This is a genomic window from Oerskovia enterophila (genome assembly GCF_001692445.1).
GTDB classification, from domain to species: Bacteria; Actinomycetota; Actinomycetes; order Actinomycetales; family Cellulomonadaceae; genus Oerskovia; species Oerskovia enterophila.
Window position 1 is genome coordinate 35,270 of the sequence record NZ_MAQA01000021.1, and the last position, 18,815, is coordinate 54,084.

The window sequence follows — 18,815 nt, forward strand, 5'->3', positions numbered from 1 at the left end:
CGCGAGGGTGCCCGGCGCCGTCGGGCAGTCAGCGCCGCCTCCGGTCGTGGTGAGCCGACCGCACGCGAGGGGTGTGGTTGCGCTTCCATGATCCACTGGCCGCACGAGAGGGGTGAACCATGAGGTCACGTGTCGCGACGATCCGGGACGTCGCACGGAGCGCAGAGGTGTCGACGACGACGGTGTCGAGGGTCGTCAACCGCAAGGGATTCGTGAGCGACGGCGCGCGGCTCGCGGTGCTCGAGGCGATCGACGACCTCGGCTACGTGCCGTCGGCCGCCGCACGAGGGCTCGCGTCCCGACAGAGCGGGATGATCGGGCTGTGCCTGCCCGACACGGGACGGCCGGACGACCTCGGCGACCGTGCGTGCGAGGGCTCCTCGGTGCGCGTGCTCCTCGACCCGCGGCCGAACGGCGAGATCGCGTGGGGCGGCCTGTACTTCGGTGAGGTGCTGCGTGGGGCCGAGTACGCGGCCTGGGAAGCGGGGTTGGCCCTCACCGTCGCGACGGCGCGCGAGCCCGACCTCGAGGCTCGTGTCCTGGCCATGGCCGGTCGTGTCGACGGCCTCGTCGTCGTCGCCCAGACACTCCCGGACGACCTGCTCGATCACGTCGCCCGGCGCGTCCCGCTCGTCGTCCTCGCAGGCCCCCTGATCACCGACCGCTACGACCACGTCACGGTCGACAACGCCGCGGGCATGACCCGGCTCGTGGAGCACCTCGTCGTGGACCACGGAGTCCGCGATCTCGCCTACGTGGCCGGGCGCGACGGCACCCCGGACGACGTCGAGCGGTTCCGTGGCTTCCGCGAGGCTCTGATGATCCAGGGGATCGACCCGCCTGCCGAGCCGTCGATGCGTGGCGACTTCTCGCGCCGACGCGCCCGCGAGCTGGGGGCCGAGCTCCTCGGTCGCCCCAGGCCGCTCCCTCGAGCGCTGGTGTGCTGCAACGACGAGACGGCGCTCGGCCTGCTCGACGTGCTCGTCGCGCAGGGGGTGCGGGTGCCCGAGGACGTCGTGGTCACGGGCTTCGACGGCATCGACGCGGCAAGGACGTCGGCACCGCCGATCACGACGGTCGAGCAACCGACGGCCGAGCTCGGGCGTCTCGCGGTCGAGCGCCTGACGGCTCGGATCGGAGCGCCGCGGCGCCGCCCGACGGTCACCACGTCCTCGGTGACCGTCCAGCTGAGGGCGAGCTGTGGCGATCACCTGGTTGTCCCATCCATCGAGAACGAAGGCTGAACCATGGAGAGCGTCACCAAGAACCGCCAGTCCCTCGAGAGCTTGCGAACGATGGTCGAGCGAGGTTTTGGACCGCAGCAGGTGCCGGAAGGCGACGGCTTCGCGACAGAGCTCACCGACGGCTTCTTCAACGCCCTGTACCAGATCCGCCTGGCCGACGGCAAGGAGGTCGTCCTGAAGATCGCGCCGCCGGCCGGTGTCCCGGTACTGACCCATGAGCACGACATGATGCGCAACGAGATCGCGGCGATGGACCTGGTCCGACGCGAGTCCTCCGTCCCGGTGCCCGAGCTGTTCCACGTCGACCTGTCCCGCGAGGTGTGCGACGCCGACTACTTCTTCATGGAGCTCGTGGACGCCACGTGCTTCGGCATCGCGGCCGACGCGGGCCGGCTCCCGCCACATGTCGTGGAGGCCGGGTTCGAGCATCTCGGCTCTCTGAACCGGGACCTGAACGCGATCGTCGGGACGCACTTCGGCCAGCTTCGAGGCCCAGGGTTCGGGACCTGGCGCGAGGCCGCCACGACGATGTTCCGTACCGTCCTGGCCGACGGGGTGCGCGCGGCGGTCGACCTCGGGTGGGATCCGGACGTCGTGCTCAAGGCTTTCGAGGATCACGCCGACGTGCTCGACGACGTGATCGAGCCGCGCCTCGTCGAGGTCGACCTGTGGGCCAAGAACTCGATGATGCGGGACGGCCGCATCGTCGCGATCATCGACCACGAGCGCGCGATGTTCGGCGACCCCCTCATGGAGGCGGGCCTGACCGGACTGGACCTGCCCTCGTTCCCCGACCCTGCGCCCTTCATGCGTGGGTTCGGCCTCGCCGCGCTCGACGACTCGCAGCGGACGAGGCGTCACCTCTACACGCTGTGGCTCGCCGTGACCATGCTCGTCGAGACGACCTACCGGCAGCAGAGTCCTCAGCAGTACCGCTGGGCGTGCGAACAGCTCGACATCGCTATGGGGCTCCTCGGCCGGACGACGTGACGGTGACCGCGACTGCGCGCACACCTCCTGCTCGGGTCGACCTCCTGGGGACCAAGCCCGTCGGGCGCCTCCTGTGGCACACGTGCTCGCAGACCACGCTCTCGGTCGGCGTCTACGGCGTCTATGCCCTGACGAACGCCTGGTTCGTCGCGCGGGGCGTCGGTCCCACGGCCATGGCGGCCGTGAATCTCGTCGCCCCGTTGCTGCTCGCCCTGGGCGCGGTCTCCACCACGGTCGGCGTCGGTGCGGCCTCCGTCGTCTCGCGGAGCCTCGGGGCCGCCGATCCTGCACGCGCGGCGCGTGCGGCCGGCAACGCGTTCGTCATGTTCTGGGCGGCGGCCCTCGTCACCACGGCTGTCGGCATGGTCTTCCTCGAGCCGCTGCTGTCCGCTCTGGGTGCGACGGGCCCGACGCTCGACTACGCACGGGACTACGCGGTCATCCTCCTCGCGGGGGCGATCGTCTCCACGGGCTTCTCGAGCCTGGTCCGCGCCGAGGGCCGCATGCTCTTCTCCACGATGCTCTGGCTCGTGCCGGTCGCCGTCCAGATCACTCTCGACCCCCTGTTCATCTTCGTGCTCGATCTCGGTGTGCGGGGCGCGGCTCTGGGCACCGTCGGCGGCCAGGCGGTCTCGGCAGCGATGAGCCTGTGGTTCTTCTTCCTCCAGCGCCGACGTCCCTATCGCATCACCTGGTCCGACCTGCGTCCGCACGGACCGACCCTCGGTGCGATCCTCGGCGTCGGGGCTCCCTCGTTCCTCGCGGGACTCGGCACGACGCTGCTCGTCGTGCTCGTCAACCTCTCGCTGGTTCGAACAGGTGGCGTGACCGCCCTGGCCGCCTTCGCGGTCTGCGCCCGCCTGCAGACCTTCGCCACCATGCCCCAGACCGGCATCAGCCAAGGGCTTCAACCCGTCGTCGGGTACAACGCCGGGGCTCACCTCGCGCACCGTGTCGGCAGGGCGCGCACCCTGGCGCTCCGGGCCACGACGCTCTACGGCGCTCTCGCCGCGATCGTGCTCGCGGCCCTGGCAGAGCCTCTCGTGTCCTTCTTCGTCGACGAGGCCGACGTCGTCCGCACCGGGGCGGCGGCGCTTCGGGTCCTCGCCGTCGGCCTGGCGGTCTCCGGGATCGCCCCGCTCGTCTCGGCCTACTTCCAGGCGCTCGGACGCGCACGCCCGTCCTACCTGATCTCCCTCGGGACGCTCGTCGGGATCAAGGTGCCCCTCGTCCTCGTCCTCGGACCCACCGGGGCTGTCGGTACGTGGATCGCGCTCGCCGCCGGCGACGTGCTCGCCGCCCTCGCAGCGCTCCTGATCCTCCATGCCGTCCGGCGGCGAGACCGTCGCACCGCGTCCTAGGAGGCCCACAGCGCGGGGCCCCGTCTGCGACGGCGGCGGAGCGGGCTCGGCTGATCGATCGATCGCGCGTCCGATCGGGTCGCCCCGCCCTCCGACGAGGGCGGGACGACCCGGTGCCCACCTGTCCTCAGCCCGTCGTCAGGTCGCGAGCCGCCTCCCACTGCCGGAACCCGTCAGCGATCTCCGGTGCGTGCGTGTGGTGGAGGTAGTGGTCGCCCGGAACAGGCACCACGGTGCCGTCCTCGACGCTCGCGGCCTGCCGCTCGTGCAGCGCGAGCCAGTCGGGGTTGGTCGCGTTGTCCGCCTCGGTGAACAGCAGGAGCGGCAGGTCGGCAGGGAACGTCGTCCCGAGCGCGCGCTCGAAGTTCGGGCCGATGTGCGCCATCTCGTCGAGATACGTGGGGCGCATCGAGTTCCGGTGGGTGAACATCGTCATCTGCTCGCGCGCGTGGTCGGAGTACACCGAGCCGTCGAGCCCGTCCCCGCCGACCGCGGCCAGGACGCGGACCAGGCCCAGGTTCTTCGCTGCGGCCATGAGGCCCGTGGGGAACGTCGTGTCCATGTTCGGCTGGCCGGGCACGCTCGTGTCGATCCCGACGAACGCCGCCACCTCGTCCGGGTACCGCGTGGCGAGCTCGAGACCGTAGATCCCGGCGATCGAGTGACCCATGAGGACGTAGCGGTCGACGTCGAGCTCCTGGAGCGCCGCGTGGACCTCGGTGACGATGTTCTCGGTCGTACGCGCCCTGTCGGTGCCGTCGCTCAGGCCGTAGCCGAAGGGCTCGACGACCACGACCCGGTGGTCCTGGGCGAGATCGGTGACGAGCGGCTCGAAGTCGAGTGCGGGGGAGGCCGTCCCGAACCCCGGCAGGAGCACGACGTCGACCGGACCGCTCCCGGTCACGACGACGTTCATCTGCCGCCCGTCGACGGTCACGGACCGGCCGTACGACTCGATCCGGTCGCTCTCCCGACCGGTCGCGACGGCGTTCACCACGGTCGTCGTGGCCAGGCCGACCGCGAGCACCGCGCCGATCGCCGTCACCGTCACGAGCGCTCTCTTCGCAGACTTCTTCACACGTCCCTCCCCGGGGAGCACCTGATGTGCTCCGCCCTCCGGTCCAGCATCGTCGGCCGGGTCGCCGCGCGCGTCAGCCCCGCGTGGACACCTCGGTAACGCGTTCGCGGTACGCGCACGTCACCCTCGGGGGCGATCCGTCCGGACCGCTCGGCCGGGATACTGGGGGAGTGCCGTCCTCTCGAGCTGCCGCAGTACCCCTGAGCGACGTCGTCGCGGTCGCCGCCGTCGTGCTCTTCGGCGTCCTGCCGTTCCCCGACGAGCTCTTCCGTGCCCGGGGGCTGCTGCTCGTGGTCGCGCTCGTGCCCGTCGTGGTGATCCCGCTGCGTCGGCGGCTCCCGCTCGTCGCCCTCGGGGTGTCTCTGGCGTGCACCGTCGCGGTAGCGCTCGCGGGCACGCTGGCCCCGGGCGCGCTCGTCGCCGTCATGATCACGGCCTTCTCGGTCGCCGACCGGACGCGGCGGTCCCTCGGGCTCGTGTGCGTGGCCGCAGCGGCCCTCGTGGTGTTCTTCGTGAGCGCGGTGCCGCTCGACGGGGAGCTGTTCGACTCGCGTGCGGTCCAGTTCGTGACGTTCATCGTCCTGGCGGGAGCCCTGGGTGACGCGACGAGGTCGCGGCGCGAGGCGATCGCGGCCGTGACGGAGCGGGCAGAACGGGCCGAGCAGGGCCGCGAGGACGAGGCACGACGGCGCGTGGTCGAGGAGCGGGTTCGTATCGCCCGCGACCTGCACGACGTCGTCGCCCACCAGATCTCGGTGATCAGCCTGAGCGCGGGCGTCGCGTCGTCGTCGCTCGAGTCCCGGCCCGAACGGGCCCGCGAGGCCCTCACCACCATCCGGAGCGCGTCACGGACGGTCCTCGCGGACATCGGCGGGCTCATGGCGCTCCTGCGCGCCGACGACGACGGCGAACGGCCCGACCTCCGCCCGCAGGCGGGGCTGGACCAGCTCGACGCGCTCGTCCGCCGCTTCGCCGACGCGGGCCTGCACGTCGAGCTGCGGCGGGAACCGGTCCTCGTCGCGCTCTCGCCGGCCTGCGACCACGTCGCCTACCTCGCCGTCCAGGAGGGCCTCACGAACGCGCACAAGCACGGGGGTGGCGACCGGGCGGTCGTGGACGTCCGAGCCGGCGACGGTGCGCTCGCCCTGACGATCACGAGCCCGCTGCGCGTCGAGGACGCCGACGCACCCTCGAGCGGTCACGGCCTGCGCGGGCTGCGCGAGCGGGTCGCGTCCGTGCGGGGGCGCGCGACGACGTCGGACACGGACGGCGAGTTCCGGCTCGAGATCACGCTGCCCGCCGAGACGAGCGCGCAGAGCGCCGGGGGAAGAGGACAGTGATGATCACGGTCCTCGTCGTCGACGACCAACCCTTGGTGCGCCAGGCCGTGCGCGACATCCTCACCGACAGCGGAGGGATCCGGGTCGTCGGCGACGCGTCGAACGGCCGCGAGGCCGTCCGCGCCGCCGCGGAGCTGGCTCCCGACGTCGTCCTCATGGACATCCGGATGCCCGAGCTCGACGGGATCGCCGCGACCGAGCAGATCTGCGCCGGTCCGACGGGGGCCACCACGCGCGTGCTCGTCCTGACGACGTTCGAGGAGGACGAGTACGTCGTCGCGGCGCTGCGCGCGGGGGCGAGCGGGTTCATCGGCAAGGGCGCCGAGCCCGAGGACATCGTGCGCGCGGTCCACACGATCCACCTGGGCGAGGCGCTGCTGTCGTCGGCCGCGACGCGGGCGCTCGTCCAGCGTTTCGTGCGCCGGCAGAGCCCTCGAGCGGGAGCGTGGGAGGACGAGGGGCTCGACCGGCTCACCGAGCGCGAGCGCGAGGTGTTCCTGCTCGTGGCCCGCGGCCTGACCAACCAGGAGATCGCGGCCGAGCTCGTGATCTCCGCGCACACCGCCAAGACGCACGTCAACCGGATCATGGCCAAGGTGCACGCGCGCGACCGGGCTCATCTGGTGATCCTCGCCTACGAGTCGGGTCTGGTCACGGCGCGGCCGTGACGGTGGCTTCAGCCTCGTGGGGGCCGACGTGATCGTGGCCGTCGCCGAACCGCACCCTGGGCGGGGGGTGGGTGGCGGCGCCACCTGGACGTGATCCGCGCCGACCACCTGTCCCAGGGCGGGCTGTCGGCCCAGTTCACGGCGAGCGTGTGCCACGCGAGCCGGAAGCGTCGGCGCACGGCGGCCACGGACTCGAAGGTGCGCCCTGAGACGCCGACGACGAGCCGGGGGTCGTAGCGGACACGGGCGGTGCTGCCGAGCTGGAAGCTGAGGTCGGTGTCGTCGTGCACGAGCGCGTCGTACCGGTGGACGTGGCGACGGACCCCGCGCCAGGCGTCGACGCGCATCGCCATGTTGGACCCCCACAGGGGGACGTTGCCGATGGCGGCGCGCATCCCCCCGTAGTAGCCCCACAGGTAGAAGATCCGGGCGAGGCGACCACGGACCGCGGGCAGGTCGTAGAAGAAGCCCGAACCGGTGAGGGCGGTCAGCCCCGGGTCGTCGGAGAAGGCTCGGTGCACCCGTTCGAGCCAGTCCTCGGGAGGAAGGGTGTCGGCGTCGCAGCGCACGATGATGCCGGCCAGGACGGCGTCGTACCCGGTGGACGCAGCCGCAGCGATGCCGGGCCGAGTCTCGCTGATCACGCGCGCGCCCGCGCGGCGCGCCACGGCCGCGCTGTCGTCCGAGGAGGCGTTGTCGACCACGATCACCTCGTGCGGGGGCCGGGTCTGTCGAGCGAGCGCGGACAGGCAGCTCTCGAGGAGCACGGCGTCGTCCTTGACGGGGATGACGACCGTCATCGGAATGGCGCAGCCCGAGGCCGCCGGGCTCACGGACGCCTCACCAGGAAGAGCCCGGCGAGGAGGGCGCCGACCCCGCCCGCGACGAGGTCGCCGAGCGTGTCCCGGTAGCCGACGTTGATCGACTCGTCGACGAAGGTGGCGCCGGCCCACTCGCCCACCTCCCACAGCAGCGAGAGGAGGACACCGAGCGCCGTCGCCGTCACCACACCACCGAGACGTGGGCGGGAGAGGCCGGACCCGTCGTGGCGAGCGCCTGCCCCGGTCGATCGGGCGAGCATCGCACCGGGCACGGGAAGGGCCCCCAGGAACACGAGGAGTGCATAGGCGAGGACCGTGAGGACGGCGGTCGCCACCAGGTGCACGACGAGATCGAGCCAGGAGGCCAGGGCATAGAGGTCCAGGAGGCTGATCCAGGCCGCGGCCGACAGGGTCAGGCCGATGGCAGGGTCGACGGGCCCGTCGAGCCCGATCGCGCGGGGGAGCACGGTGCCGAGCAGCACGAGCGAGAGCAGGGCGATCCCGACCGGGCCGTAGAGCAGGCCGCCCACGGGGACCGCGATCCCGGCGAGGACCCGCACGAGGTCACCCGCGGCGGTCCACGCTGTGCTGCGTCCGCGGATCTCGCCGGTGGTCATCGGGCAAACCTAGCGACGCTCACGGTGACTCGCGCGGGAACGGGACAGCGCGGGTCGTCCGGCGGCGGCGAGACCCACGGCGCCGGTCCTGGCGTGCACTAGAGCTCGCGCGGGTCGTCCGTGACGTCGGTGATGGCGACGTGGACGGCGACCGCGCCGGCCAGGGGGGCGAGGTCACCGAGCACGATCCGCAGGCGGGAGGTCGCGGCGCGACGGACGGCGGCGGCGAGCGGGAGGAGCGGATCGTCGAACGCGGCGACGATCTCGATCGTGACGGCCACGAGCCGGTCGTGGTCGTCGGTCGAGCAGGTGATCGTGAGCGGCGCGGCGCTCGGCACCGCGGCGACGCTCTCGCGGAGCGCCGCGACCACGACGTCGGCCGCGACGAAGTAGTCCGCAGCGCCGGCGGGGGTGGCCGTGCGACCGCGGACCGGGGCAGAGGGGCGGAAGGCGGACAGCGCCCTGAGGAGTGCGTTCTCCCGCACGACGGTCCACCCTCGGTCGGTGTGACGCCGCAGTGCCTGCGTGGCGCGGTCGAGGACGGCTTCGTCGCTCATCGCCATCCCTCCATCGTCTCGGCCAGCGTGGAGCGGGCCCGGTGGAGGAGCCCGCGTACGGCGTCGTGGCTCGTGCCGAGGATCAGCGCGATCTCGGCGTAGTGCAGTCCTTCGATCTCGCGCAGCAGCCAGCACGACCTCTGCAACGGTGGCAGACCGAGCAGGGCGATGTCGAGGGCCTCGACGAGCGCGCTGTCCACGGCGTCCTGGTCGGGTCGGTGCGTCGCGGTCTCGACGAGGTCGTCGGGCAGGGGGCCGGGCTGCAGCGCGACGCGGCTCCGGTGCCGATAGGCCTGGCGGGTGGCGATCCCGAAGAGCCAGGTGCGCGGGGTGGACTCTCCGCGGAACTCGGCGAACCCGGTCCACGCGGCCACCAGGGTGTCCTGGAGGCAGTCGGCGGCGACCTCGGGATCGTGGACCATCCGCAGGACGTATCGGTAGAGCGCCGGGCCGTGCCGGTCGACGAGCTGGGTGAACGCATCTCGGTCACGGAGCGCAGCCCGGCGTGCGAGCAACAGGTCCGAGGCCGTCCCCGAGCCGCCACCCGCGTCGAGGGGTTCCATCCGTCCGACGATATCGATCCTCGGCGGACTCGCCAGCCGCGGCGCGAGTGTGACGCAGATCACACTCGCGAGCGCGTGACGTATCGGTCGTAGGTCAGCACTCACTGGGGAACGTCCAGACCGCCCGGACCGGGCGGGTCAGCCTGAGCACGAGGAGCCGACGATGAGCGAGCAGAGCACCCCCACCACGGGAACCCCGGCTGCGGGGGCCTCAGCACGACCCCGGGACAACAGCCTGGCACGTGCGCCGCGCGAGAGCTCGGAGCACGTGTCGGCTCTGGCCTCCGAGCACGGCACCACGACGATCGCGGACCAGGTCGTCGCCAAGATCGCGGGCATCGCGACCCGCAACGTCCAGGGCGTCTATGCCGTGGGCGGGGGAGCGGCCCGGGCGTTCGGCGCCCTCCGCGAGTACATCCCCGGGAGCGGCAGCGACACCACCTCCGGCGTCCACGTCGAGGTCGGCGAGCGACAGGCCGCAGTCGACCTGGACCTGGTCGCGGACTACGGGGTCTCGATCGCCGACCTGGCGCAGGCGGTCCGGCGGAGCGTCATCACCTCGATCGAACGCATGACCGGGCTCGAGGTCACCGAGGTCAACATCGACGTCAACGACGTCCATCTGCCCGACGACGACGCCGACTCGAGTTCGGGGCGGTCCTCGTCGCGGGAGCAGTCCTCGGCCGGCGGTGAGGGCGAGGAAGGTGGCGGGCGAGTGCGATGACCACCTCGTCACCGGGATCCTCCAGGCTTCCGACGTCCAGCCGGGACGCCGAGCCCGTCGCGCCGACACCCCTGGACGTCGCGGCAGCGTTCGACACCTCGCCCGTGGGGCGGCCTCTCGCCGCCTCTCCTCCTCGTCCACCTCGTGCCTCTGCGGGTGACGACGCGGACGTCGCCGACCAGGAGGACCTGGCGGACCGGGTGGTGGCGGCGGTGCTCGCCGTGCCGGGAGTCGTGCGTCTGCACGCCGGGGCGTTCGGGGAGGTCGCCACCTACCTGCCGGGTCGTGCCGTCACCGGGGTGAGGCTCCGGCCCGACGAGGCCGAGGTGCACCTGGTGGTCTCCGCCGGGCGCCCCATCCCGGAGGTCGCCGGCAACGTCCACGAGGCCGTGCGCGCCCTGGTCTCGGAGCCGGTCCACGTCTTCGTCGAGGACGTCGAGCCCCCGCCGACATGATCGTCACCGCCCTGACCGGGCGCCGTCCAAGGAGTACACATGTCCGTGTCCACGACCGGTCTTCTCACCGGCCTCCTGCTCGCCATCGCCGCGATCCTCGGGGGATTCTGGGGGTTCCTCCTCGCCGTCGCCCTCGGGGGCATCGGATGGCTCGTCGCGGCCCAGATCGAGGGCCGCATCGACCTCGGCGCAGCCTTCCGCAGCCGACGTCATGTCTGAGCCGGCTCGGGGCGGCGACGTCCTCCTCGACGACCCGCGGCCCGACGTCCGCGCCGAGGCGCTCGACGCCGCGGACCGCGGAGTGCTGCGGGTCGCCGACCGGGTGGTCGACAAGGTCACCCGCGCGGCGGTGCTCGGCGTCGCGGGCGTCGCGCCTGCTGCGGCCACGGCCGGGACGGTGGGGAGAGCCCTGGGCAGGAGCTATCCCCAGGTCGTGTGCTCACGAGCCGGCGACCGTGCCCGCGTCCTCCTCGAGATCGCCCTGGTCTGGCCCTACCCGGCCGCGCGCGTCGCTCGCGAGGTGTGCGAAGCCGTGACCGACCAGCTCCTCGTCCTTGCCGGGGTGCAGGTCGACGAGGTCCGTACGACCGTGGCCCGCATCGTCGACCCGTCCGACGTCGCCGGTCCGCCCAAGGAGCAGCGAGTCCGATGAGCACACCCACGGCACCATCCACGCAGCACGTCCCCGCTCCGGCCAGGTCGCCTCGGGCCGGGCTCGCGCTGACCTCGTGGGCCTTCTTCCTGGCGGTCGTCCTGCTGGCCGTCGCGGTGCTCGCCGGACAGGCGTCGTTCGTGGCGTTGCGGGGCGCCGGCACCAGCTGGATCGCCTCGCTCGCGGACTCCCTGGACGGCCTGCAGCCCGAGACGTGGGTGGGAGCGGCCGGCGTGGTGCTCGCCCTGCTCGGCCTCTGGTTGGTGTGGCAGGCCGTCCGCCCCCGTCCGCGGACCACCCGGCGGATCGCCGCCACCAGCGGGATCCACGTGCGCTCCGCCGACGTCGCGCGCTGGGTGAACGCGACAGCCCGCGACGTGCCCGGGGTGCTGGGCACCAGCACGTCGGTCTCCCGCACCGCGGTGCGGGTCACGGTCCGCTCGACCGGGTCCGCGGACATCCTCGACGACGTCCGTGCCGAGGTCTCCCACCAGCTCTCGGCGTTCGAGCAACCGCCGCGCCTGACCGTGCGACCCGGCGAAGGGCAACGATCATGAACCGCACCGTCCTGCGACTCGACCGCGCCCTGCTCGCCCTCGCCGGCCTCGTGCTCGTCGTCGTCGGTGCCACCGCCCTGCTGTGGACCACGGGAACCCTGGCCGAGCTCTTCGACGGCGTCCCTGACGCGATCGACACGACAGCCACCCAGGATGCCGTGACTCAGCCGTGGTGGCCCTACGCGACCGGCGCGGTCGCCGTCCTCCTCGCGGTCGTCTCGCTGTGGTGGATGCTTGCCCACCTGCCGGCCCGTTCCGTCCCCGAACAGGACCTGCCCGGCTCCACCCGGACCATGCGCCTGCGGATCTCCCGAGACGCCGTGGCGAACGCGACAGCCCACGCGGCTCAGCAGATCCCTTCCGTCCACCGAGCGACCGCCACCTTGCACGACGAGGGGCCCGAGCTCGTCCTGAGCCTGGTCGTCACCGTCGACCCGGCGACCGACCTGCCCGCTCTCGCCGCCCGGCTGGACCGCCTCCTCGCCGACGCCGCGACCGTCCTGCCCGACGACAGGCTCCGCTCCCGCACCACCCTGAGGATCAGGAGCAGCCGCCGCCCAGACCGCGCGGCTCGCGTCGCCTGACCGCCGCGGCGTCGCCGGGCCTTCGCGGTGCGTCGCGGCCCGAGGACGGTCGGCAGACGACGTCCCGGCCGGGGCCTCTACCCTTGAGTCCCGTGAAGGTCACCATCACGACGCTCCAGATGCTCCAGCCGCCCGTGGCCACGCCGCGCGCCCTGCCCGACGAGGTACGCCTCGAGCGGACCGTCGACGTCGCTCCCGAGTACGCCCGCTTCCTCTACGGCCTGGTGGGCGGACCGTGGTTCTGGACCGAGCGGCTCGGTTGGACGCGTGAGCAGTGGGTCGAGGAGCTCGAGGTGCCGGGGACGGAGTTCTGGGTCCTCTACGGCGAGGGCGGTCCCTGGGGCTACGTCCATCTCCAGCCCCTCGTGGATGCGAGCGGGACGCACGTCGAGATCCGATACTTCGGCCTGGCCGAGCGGGCGATCGGCCGCGGCCTAGGCGGTCGGCTCCTCGAGCACGGCATCGCGGCCGCCTGGTCTCTCGCCGAGCGGGCCGACCTCCCGCCGGCCGCCCGCGTCTGGGTCCACACCTGCACGCTCGACGGTCCCGCCGCGCTGGCGAACTACCAGGCGCGGGGCCTGGTGGTCTGCGGGACCGAGCAGACCGACGAGGACATGCCTGACGAACCCTTCGGCGCCTGGGTCTCCACGGGCGGCCCGGCCCCGGCCGACGCGCGCTCGAACGAGTAGCGCGCCGCCGGCTTCTCGATGTCGGCCCTCTCGCCGACGGCGACCCGGCGCACGACCCGGCCATCGACAGCGACCCGCGCCGGTCGCCCCGGGGGTCGAGCAGCTACCGCCGAGCCCTCGGGCCCCACCGCCCGGTCGAGCTAGGCGGGCCCGGCCCCGAGCGCTTCCCCGAGACCGCACGGACGATCGGCGAGGTGTTGCGGGCGCTGCGCCGACCTCCGGTCGGGCGGGGGACCGCCATGACCGGCGGACCCCGCACCGCGGGCCTCCCTCAGCCCGACAGGTCACCGCGCTCGCGGACCGTCCCGCAGGCGTCGAGCTCGACGACCGTGTCGATCCCGAGACGGTCGAGGAACACGTGGTCGTGGCTGACGACCAGCAGTGCGCCCCGGTACCCGTCGAGTGCCTCCGCGAGCTGTTCGACGCTGGTGATGTCGAGGTTGTTCGTGGGCTCGTCGAGCACGAGGAGCTGTGCGGGCGGGTCGGCCAGGAGCAGGGTGGCGAGCGAGACGCGAAAGCGCTCCCCGCCAGAGAGCGAGGAAACGGGGCGGTCGGCGCTCGCGCCGCGCAGGAGGAGCCGCGCGAGCTGGTTGCGGATCGTCCCGGTGTCCGTGGTCGGCGCCACGGCCTTGACGTTGTCGACCGCACCGGCGTCCTCGAGGAGCCCGTCGAGGCGTTGCGGGAGGTAGCCGACCCGATCGGTCAGGAGGGTCCCGTGCGCACGACCATCGACGGGCTCGCTCCTGCTCACGAGCTGCTGGAGGAGCGTCGTCTTCCCCGATCCGTTCGGCCCGACGAGGGCGACCCGCTCCGGACCCTGGATGACGATGTCGCGCCCCTGCCCGTGCAGCTCGGCGAGGCGGCGGCCGCGGGGCACGTCAGGGTCGGGCAGCACGAGGTGGATGTGCTCCTCCTCACGGACGCGGGCGTCTGCCGCGTCCACGGCGGCCTGCGCCGACCGGACCTTGTCGTCCGACGTCGACCTCATCGCCCCGGCTGACCCCTGGGCCTTGCTGGCGCGGGCGCCTGCGAGGATCTTCGGGATGCCACCGTCCTTCTGGGTCTTCCTGGCCGTACGCTCGCGGCGGGCGAGCTTGGTCTCGGCCTCGACCCGCTGGCGCTTCTCGACCTTGAGGGTCTGCTGCGCGTTGCGGGCCGCCTGCAGCGCAGCTGTCTGCTCCTGCTCCTGGTGGACCGCCCAGGCGCTGTAGGGGCCGCCGAACATCCCGAGCGAACCGGCGTGGAGCTCGGCGGTGTGGTCCATGTGCTCGAGCAGCTCGAGGTCGTGGCTCACGACGACGAGGGTCCCGGGCCAGGTGTCGACGAACCCTGCGAGGGTGGCTCGGGTCGCGCGGTCGAGGTTGTTGGTCGGTTCGTCGAGCAGCGTGATCGCGGTGCGCCGGATGCGGAGCCCCGTGATGGCGATGAGCATCGCCTCGCCGCCCGAGACCTCGGCGACGCGCCGATCGAGGTCGGCTGCGCCGAAACCGATCTCGTGGAGGGCCTCGTCCGCGCGGGACTCGATGTCCCAGTCGTCACCGATCGCTTCGAAGTGGCGTTCGTCGACGTCGCCCGACTCGATCGCGTGCAGAGCAGCGAGTGCGTCGTCGATCCCGAGGAGCTGGGCCACGGTGGTCGTGCCCGTGAGGGTGAGGGTCTGCGGAAGGTAGCCGACGTCGCCGGCGAGGTCGACGCGGCCCGATGTGGGCGTGAGCCGCCCCGCGATCAGGCGCAGCAGGGTGGACTTCCCCGTGCCGTTGCGGCCCACGAGGCCGGTGCGCCCCGTGGGGAACGTGCCGTCGAGCCGGTCCAGCGCGAGGGTGCCGTCGGGCCATTCGAACGAGAGCTGGTGGAGGGTGACGGCGGATCGGATGGCCATGGAAGACGCTCCTTCGGCCCCAGGGGGGCGGTAGTCGTGAGGGGACGAGCCGGCGCCGTCCATGTCCGACCCGTCGTCCCCGGTGCGGTCTCGTCGCTGCGCGGGCGCGGGCAAGCGGCGGACCGCAGGACGGGTCCAGGGGGCTTCGGAGAGGGGGAGCGGACGGGCGGGGACGAAGGACGCGACCGATCACGGGCTCGTGGGAGGACGAGGCGCGACCACGAACTGACCGACGACGACGCGCTGGGGACCTGTCCGGTCCGTCCAGCGGACCGGACGGACGGGTAGGGGCAGCGCAGGGCCGGGATCACGCGGGGCGCCGGCGACCGGGGCGTCGCGAGCGTGCCGGGAAGGCTTCGGCTGGGCTCAGCAGCGAAGCGCCCCTCGACCGACGTCGTCGGCGAGGAGGGAGGGGTCGTTCAGCCGGGGTGCGATGCGCACCCGAAGACAGGGACGGCCACCGGCAGCCCGGTGGCTAGATTCTGTCGACCTCGATATCCATGCCAGCGAGCATACCTGCAGCACGACAGGTACCGGCCCGGGCGCACGAGCGGACGACGCGCCCCCGTAGGGGACCGCATGTCGAGAACGCTCGACCGGTTCCGACAACGGGGTGAGCGTGCCACGCTGGGCACGACTGACGTGAGGAGAGACCGATGGCCAGATACCTGGTGGGCGTGGACTTCCGGTCGGGGGGCGACGAGACGCCGATGGACGAGTGGACGCCCGAGGAGGTGACGGCGCACCTCGAGTACTACGGGGCGCTCAACGCCGAGCTCGTCGCGAGCGGGGAGCTCGTCGAGACCGTGGTCCTCACGGGCCCCGACCTCGCGAAGGTGGTGCGGTCGGACGGTTCGGCACCGGTCGTCACCGACGGGCCGTTCGCCGAGTTCAAGGAGTGGCTCGCCGGCTACCAGATCGTCGACGTGGAGTCCGAGGCGCGGGCGCTCGAGATCGCCGCGCGGGTCTCGGCCGTGCCCGGGCGCGGGGGGCGGCCCACGCAGCAGCCGATCCAGGTGCGACGGATCATGGACGACTCGCCGTCGGACGCTGCCGAGATGGCGGCGTTCCTCGACACGGCGAAGGGAGCCCGTTGACGTCCGACCCTGCCGTCGAGGACCTGCTGCGCGAGCTCGCGCCGCAGGTCCTCGGCACGCTCGCACGCCGCTCGGGCGACTTCGCCGGGGCCGAGGACGCCGTCCAGGAGGCCCTCCTCGCGGCCGTGACGAGCTGGGCCGCGCAGGGCTTCCCGGAGCACCCCCGTGCGTGGCTGCAGCAGGTCGCCTCGCGGCGCCTGGTCGACGCCCAGCGCAGCGAGATCGCTCGCCGCCGGCGCGAGCGGGCGCTCGCGGCGAGCGAGGTGCCGGGCGCCGAGCCCTCCGCGCGCGACGACTCGCTCGCGCTCCTCTTCGCCTGCTGCCACCCGGCGCTCACCCCGCCGTCGGCCGTCGCTCTCACGCTGCGAGCGGTCGGTGGCCTCACCACGCTCGAGATCGCCCGGGCCTTCGGCGTCCCCGAGGCGACCATGGCCCAGCGCATCAGCCGGGCCAAGCAGAGGGTGGCGTCGTCGGGCGAGCCGCTGACCGTGCCGGGGCCCGAGGAGCGGCCCGCGCGTCTGCGGTCGGTCCTGCACGTGCTGTACGTCGTCTTCACCGAGGGGCACACGGCCTCGGCCGGCCCCGCGCTCCAGCGCGTGGACCTGACCGACGAGGCGATCCGCCTGACCCGTCGGCTCCACCAGGAGGTCCCCGAGGACCCCGAGGTGAGCGGCCTGCTGGCCCTCATGCTCCTCACGGATGCCCGACGACGGGCCCGGACCGACGCGGTCGGCGACGTCGTGCCGCTCGCCCAGCAGGACCGCGCGCGCTGGGACGCCACCCTGCTCACCGAGGGCCTGGCGCTGCTCGACCGGGCGCTCGCGCGCGGTGACGTCGGCGAGTACCAGCTCCAGGCCGCGATCGCCGCGGCGCACGACCGGGCGCACCGGGCGGAGGACACCGACTGGCCGCAGATCGTCGGCCTCTACGGGCTGCTCGAGCGCATGACGGGCAGCCCCGTGGTCACGCTCAACCGCGCGGTCGCGGTCGCCATGGTCGAGGGACCGGTCGCGGGGCTCGTGGTCCTCGACGGGCTCGGCCCGGTCCCGGGCGACCCGCACCGGGTCGACGTCGTCCGCGCGCACCTCCTGGAACGCGCCGGGCGCCCGACGGCGGCGCTCGAGCACTACCGTCGGGCGGCGGCCCGCGCGACGAGCCTTCCCGAGCAGCGGCACCTGGCCGCCCAGGTCGCGCGCCTGGCAGCGACCGCGGGCTGACCCGCCGCGCACGACCTCCTCGGGGTCCCTAGGCTGGGCCCAGGGCGCCCTCGACCGTCACCCGGACGCCGCCCGCTCGAGCGGGCGAGGCACCCGGAACCGAGGCGGGCACATGAGCACCACACCGGAGGGCGCCGCTCCCGAGTCCACGGGGAGCCGCCGGCTCATGCTGCTGCTCGCGGCGGCGATGTTCGTCCTGGTCGTCGACACGTCGCTCATGAACGTGTCGATCTCGGCGGTCGTCGACGACCTGGGCACCACCGCGAGCGGGGTGCAGTCCGCGATCGCCCTCGAGGCGCTGGTCTCGGCGGCGTTCATCCTCATCAACAGCAAGGTGGGCGACCTGATCGGCCGCAAGCGGGCCTACGTCCTGGGCCTGCTCGCGTACGCGACCGGTGCGCTGGCCATGACGCTCGCGCAGAGCCTCATGGCGATCGTCGTGTTCTGGGCGATCGTGGGTGGGCTGGGCGCGTCGTTGCTGCTGCCCGCGATGCAGTCGCTGATCCACGGCAACTTCTCGGGCACGGACCAGAAGAAGCCGTACGCGCTGGTCGGGGCGTCGGCCGCGATCGCCGCAGCGGTCGGCCCGCTCCTCGGCGGGTTCGTCACGACCTACCTGTCGTGGCGGGTCGGGTTCGCGCTCGAGGTGGTCATCATCGCGGTCGTCCTGAGCCAGATCGGCCTGGTCCGGGACGTCCCGTTCACGGGCTCCCGACAGGTCGACGTCGTGGGCGCGGTGCTGTCCGTGATCGGCATGGGTGGTGTGGTGCTCGGGATCCTCGTCTGGCAGGAGGGCGGCGAGCTCGTGGGCGTGCTCATGGCCGTCGGGGTCGTCGCGCTCGTGCTGCTCGCGCGATGGCTGCAACGCCGCAAGCGTGCGCACCGGGTCCCGCTCCTCGACCCGGACCTGTTCCGCCACCCGCACTTCACGACGGGCGTCACGGGGCAGATGCTGCAGCAGATCACGCTGGGCGGCGCGATGATCGCGCTTCCGCTCTTCTTCCAGATGACCCTCGAGTACGACGCGCTCCAGGCCGGACTGTCCCTCGCCCCCCTGTCCCTGACGATGTTCGCGGCAGCGGTCGTGGCGGGCAGGCGTTCGGGAGCTCGTCGTCCCGCGGCGATCATCCGCACGGGCTTCCTCCTGGCGAGCATCGGGATCGGGCTCGTCATCCCGTTCGTCCCCCGCGTGGACAGCGGGTGGTACCTCGTCCTCCCGCTCGCGATCACCGGCTGCGGACTGGGCCTGCTGGTGTCGCAGCTCAACAATTACACGCTCGCGCCCGTCGAGGAGGAGCGTGTCAGCGAGGCGGCAGGCGTCAACTCGGCCGCGGGGTCGTTCGGTCTGTCGTTCGGTCTCGCCATGGCCGGGGGCATCATGCTCGCCGCGCTCTCGCTGGGGTTCACGCAGATGACGCAGAGCAGCGAGGTCATCCCGGCCGCCGAGCAGCAGCAGATCGCCGCCACGCTCGAGGAGGACGCGGAGGTCATGAGCACGGCCCGGCTCGCCGAGCAGATCACGGGGCAGCCCCCCGAGGTCGAGGCCGAGGTGCTGGCCATCAACGACCGCGCCCGCAACCGGTCGCTGCAGGTGGCCCTGCTTGTCCCGCTCCTCGCCGGGCTGCTGGGGCTGGCCAACTCGTTCCGCATGCTGCGCCTGCCGGACCAGACGCCCCGCTCGTCGCTCGACGGCCTGGACCTGGGCTGACCGGGCGGGCCTGT

General features: G+C 72.8%; 21 protein-coding genes. 15 read left to right on the forward strand and 6 right to left on the reverse strand.

All coding sequences use genetic code 11. The annotated features are described in order from the left end of the window. Positions 1-119 precede the first annotated feature (119 nt). From OERS_RS10130 to OERS_RS10140, 3 genes are read left to right on the forward strand one after another with little or no spacing between them, the layout of a single operon-like run. Complete coding sequence (locus tag OERS_RS10130) at positions 120-1,244, forward strand: LacI family DNA-binding transcriptional regulator (protein WP_068625666.1); 1,125 nt, start codon at positions 120-122, stop codon at positions 1,242-1,244. Positions 1,245-1,247: 3 nt separating this feature from the next. Next, positions 1,248-2,234 carry a phosphotransferase family protein gene (locus OERS_RS10135; protein WP_068625667.1) on the forward strand — a complete coding sequence of 329 codons (987 nt, stop codon included), beginning with the start codon at positions 1,248-1,250 and terminating at the stop codon, positions 2,232-2,234. A gap of 2 nt (positions 2,235-2,236) precedes the next feature. After that, positions 2,237-3,595, forward strand: coding sequence for an MATE family efflux transporter (locus OERS_RS10140; RefSeq protein ID WP_083201359.1), 1,359 nt, complete (start codon positions 2,237-2,239; stop codon positions 3,593-3,595). A 127-nt stretch (positions 3,596-3,722) separates the two neighbouring features. On the opposite strand, the gene OERS_RS10145 is transcribed toward OERS_RS10140, so the two are convergent. Next, entirely contained in the window at positions 3,723-4,673 is a 951-nt protein-coding gene (locus OERS_RS10145) for an alpha/beta fold hydrolase (protein ID WP_068625669.1), read from the reverse strand. 170 nt (positions 4,674-4,843) lie between these two features. On the opposite strand from OERS_RS10145, the gene OERS_RS10150 reads away from it, so the two are divergent. Continuing rightward, complete coding sequence (locus OERS_RS10150; protein ID WP_068625670.1) at positions 4,844-6,013, forward strand: sensor histidine kinase; 1,170 nt, start codon at positions 4,844-4,846, stop codon at positions 6,011-6,013. Next, entirely contained in the window at positions 6,013-6,681 is a 669-nt protein-coding gene (locus OERS_RS10155) for a response regulator (RefSeq protein WP_056763724.1), read from the forward strand. Before OERS_RS10150 ends, OERS_RS10155 begins: the two co-directional genes overlap by 1 nt. Before the next feature lie 8 nt (positions 6,682-6,689). On the opposite strand, the gene OERS_RS10160 is transcribed toward OERS_RS10155, so the two are convergent. The 4 genes from OERS_RS10160 to OERS_RS10175 form a co-directional block, all read right to left on the reverse strand. Further along, positions 6,690-7,481, reverse strand: a complete 792-nt coding sequence (locus OERS_RS10160) for a glycosyltransferase family 2 protein (protein ID WP_083201361.1) — start codon at positions 7,479-7,481, stop codon at positions 6,690-6,692. A 29-nt stretch (positions 7,482-7,510) separates the two neighbouring features. Continuing rightward, the gene (locus OERS_RS10165; protein ID WP_056763722.1) at positions 7,511-8,119 is read right to left on the reverse strand and encodes a hypothetical protein; all 609 of its coding nucleotides are present in this window, start codon (positions 8,117-8,119) and stop codon (positions 7,511-7,513) included. A gap of 98 nt (positions 8,120-8,217) precedes the next feature. Then, positions 8,218-8,676, reverse strand: a complete 459-nt coding sequence (locus OERS_RS21510; RefSeq protein ID WP_157257642.1) for a hypothetical protein — start codon at positions 8,674-8,676, stop codon at positions 8,218-8,220. After that, positions 8,673-9,239 carry an RNA polymerase sigma factor gene (locus OERS_RS10175; RefSeq protein ID WP_056651728.1) on the reverse strand — a complete coding sequence of 189 codons (567 nt, stop codon included), beginning with the start codon at positions 9,237-9,239 and terminating at the stop codon, positions 8,673-8,675. The genes OERS_RS21510 and OERS_RS10175 overlap by 4 nt, the downstream gene beginning before the upstream one ends. A 163-nt stretch (positions 9,240-9,402) precedes the next feature. On the opposite strand from OERS_RS10175, the gene OERS_RS10180 reads away from it, so the two are divergent. The 7 genes from OERS_RS10180 to OERS_RS10210 all read left to right on the forward strand — a co-directional run bounded on the left by OERS_RS10180 (position 9,403) and on the right by OERS_RS10210 (position 12,900). After that, the gene (locus OERS_RS10180; protein ID WP_056651731.1) at positions 9,403-9,963 is read left to right on the forward strand and encodes an Asp23/Gls24 family envelope stress response protein; all 561 of its coding nucleotides are present in this window, start codon (positions 9,403-9,405) and stop codon (positions 9,961-9,963) included. Continuing rightward, complete coding sequence (locus OERS_RS21090; protein WP_139107776.1) at positions 9,960-10,418, forward strand: Asp23/Gls24 family envelope stress response protein; 459 nt, start codon at positions 9,960-9,962, stop codon at positions 10,416-10,418. Before OERS_RS10180 ends, OERS_RS21090 begins: the two co-directional genes overlap by 4 nt. Positions 10,419-10,457: 39 nt before the next feature. Then, a complete protein-coding gene (locus OERS_RS10190; protein WP_068625671.1) occupies positions 10,458-10,637 on the forward strand; it encodes a DUF2273 domain-containing protein in 180 nt (59 codons plus the stop codon). Beyond that, a complete protein-coding gene (locus OERS_RS10195) occupies positions 10,630-11,070 on the forward strand; it encodes an Asp23/Gls24 family envelope stress response protein (RefSeq protein ID WP_068625672.1) in 441 nt (146 codons plus the stop codon). Before OERS_RS10190 ends, OERS_RS10195 begins: the two co-directional genes overlap by 8 nt. Further along, a complete protein-coding gene (locus tag OERS_RS10200) occupies positions 11,067-11,627 on the forward strand; it encodes a DUF6286 domain-containing protein (RefSeq protein ID WP_056651741.1) in 561 nt (186 codons plus the stop codon). The genes OERS_RS10195 and OERS_RS10200 overlap by 4 nt, the downstream gene beginning before the upstream one ends. Further along, the gene (locus tag OERS_RS10205; protein WP_068625673.1) at positions 11,624-12,211 is read left to right on the forward strand and encodes a hypothetical protein; all 588 of its coding nucleotides are present in this window, start codon (positions 11,624-11,626) and stop codon (positions 12,209-12,211) included. The genes OERS_RS10200 and OERS_RS10205 overlap by 4 nt, the downstream gene beginning before the upstream one ends. A gap of 92 nt (positions 12,212-12,303) precedes the next feature. Then, entirely contained in the window at positions 12,304-12,900 is a 597-nt protein-coding gene (locus tag OERS_RS10210; protein ID WP_211268464.1) for a GNAT family N-acetyltransferase, read from the forward strand. Between the two features lie 271 nt (positions 12,901-13,171). Here the strand turns inward: OERS_RS10210 and OERS_RS10215 are convergent, their stop codons facing one another. Continuing rightward, complete coding sequence (locus tag OERS_RS10215; RefSeq protein WP_068625674.1) at positions 13,172-14,779, reverse strand: ABC-F family ATP-binding cassette domain-containing protein; 1,608 nt, start codon at positions 14,777-14,779, stop codon at positions 13,172-13,174. 656 nt (positions 14,780-15,435) lie between these two features. Between OERS_RS10215 and OERS_RS10220 the strand changes: the two genes are divergently transcribed. From OERS_RS10220 to OERS_RS10230, 3 genes are all read left to right on the forward strand, one after another. Then, the gene (locus OERS_RS10220) at positions 15,436-15,876 is read left to right on the forward strand and encodes a YciI family protein (RefSeq protein WP_068625675.1); all 441 of its coding nucleotides are present in this window, start codon (positions 15,436-15,438) and stop codon (positions 15,874-15,876) included. Next, complete coding sequence (locus OERS_RS10225) at positions 15,873-17,093, forward strand: RNA polymerase sigma factor (protein WP_068625676.1); 1,221 nt, start codon at positions 15,873-15,875, stop codon at positions 17,091-17,093. The genes OERS_RS10220 and OERS_RS10225 overlap by 4 nt, the downstream gene beginning before the upstream one ends. 112 nt (positions 17,094-17,205) lie before the next feature. Beyond that, a complete protein-coding gene (locus OERS_RS10230) occupies positions 17,206-18,801 on the forward strand; it encodes an MFS transporter (protein ID WP_068625677.1) in 1,596 nt (531 codons plus the stop codon). Positions 18,802-18,815 lie beyond the last annotated feature (14 nt).

Excerpts from the sequence above, each read along its gene's own strand:
- OERS_RS10230 (WP_068625677.1), top strand. The coding sequence starts at position 17,206 with ATGAGCACCACACCGGAGGGCGCCGCTCCCGAGTCCACGGGGAGCCGC.
- OERS_RS10130 (WP_068625666.1), top strand. The coding sequence starts at position 120 with ATGAGGTCACGTGTCGCGACGATCCGGGACGTCGCACGGAGCGCAGAG.
- OERS_RS21090 (WP_139107776.1), top strand. The coding sequence starts at position 9,960 with ATGACCACCTCGTCACCGGGATCCTCCAGGCTTCCGACGTCCAGCCGG.
- OERS_RS10160 (WP_083201361.1), bottom strand. The coding sequence starts at position 7,481 with ATGACGGTCGTCATCCCCGTCAAGGACGACGCCGTGCTCCTCGAGAGC.
- OERS_RS10215 (WP_068625674.1), bottom strand. The coding sequence starts at position 14,779 with ATGGCCATCCGATCCGCCGTCACCCTCCACCAGCTCTCGTTCGAATGG.
- OERS_RS10200 (WP_056651741.1), top strand. The coding sequence starts at position 11,067 with ATGAGCACACCCACGGCACCATCCACGCAGCACGTCCCCGCTCCGGCC.
- OERS_RS10195 (WP_068625672.1), top strand. The coding sequence starts at position 10,630 with ATGTCTGAGCCGGCTCGGGGCGGCGACGTCCTCCTCGACGACCCGCGG.
- OERS_RS10165 (WP_056763722.1), bottom strand. The coding sequence starts at position 8,119 with ATGACCACCGGCGAGATCCGCGGACGCAGCACAGCGTGGACCGCCGCG.
- OERS_RS10220 (WP_068625675.1), top strand. The coding sequence starts at position 15,436 with ATGGCCAGATACCTGGTGGGCGTGGACTTCCGGTCGGGGGGCGACGAG.
- OERS_RS10155 (WP_056763724.1), top strand. The coding sequence starts at position 6,013 with ATGATCACGGTCCTCGTCGTCGACGACCAACCCTTGGTGCGCCAGGCC.
- OERS_RS10175 (WP_056651728.1), bottom strand. The coding sequence starts at position 9,239 with ATGGAACCCCTCGACGCGGGTGGCGGCTCGGGGACGGCCTCGGACCTG.
- OERS_RS10205 (WP_068625673.1), top strand. The coding sequence starts at position 11,624 with ATGAACCGCACCGTCCTGCGACTCGACCGCGCCCTGCTCGCCCTCGCC.
- OERS_RS10135 (WP_068625667.1), top strand. The coding sequence starts at position 1,248 with ATGGAGAGCGTCACCAAGAACCGCCAGTCCCTCGAGAGCTTGCGAACG.
- OERS_RS21510 (WP_157257642.1), bottom strand. The coding sequence starts at position 8,676 with ATGAGCGACGAAGCCGTCCTCGACCGCGCCACGCAGGCACTGCGGCGT.
- OERS_RS10190 (WP_068625671.1), top strand. The coding sequence starts at position 10,458 with ATGTCCGTGTCCACGACCGGTCTTCTCACCGGCCTCCTGCTCGCCATC.
- OERS_RS10180 (WP_056651731.1), top strand. The coding sequence starts at position 9,403 with ATGAGCGAGCAGAGCACCCCCACCACGGGAACCCCGGCTGCGGGGGCC.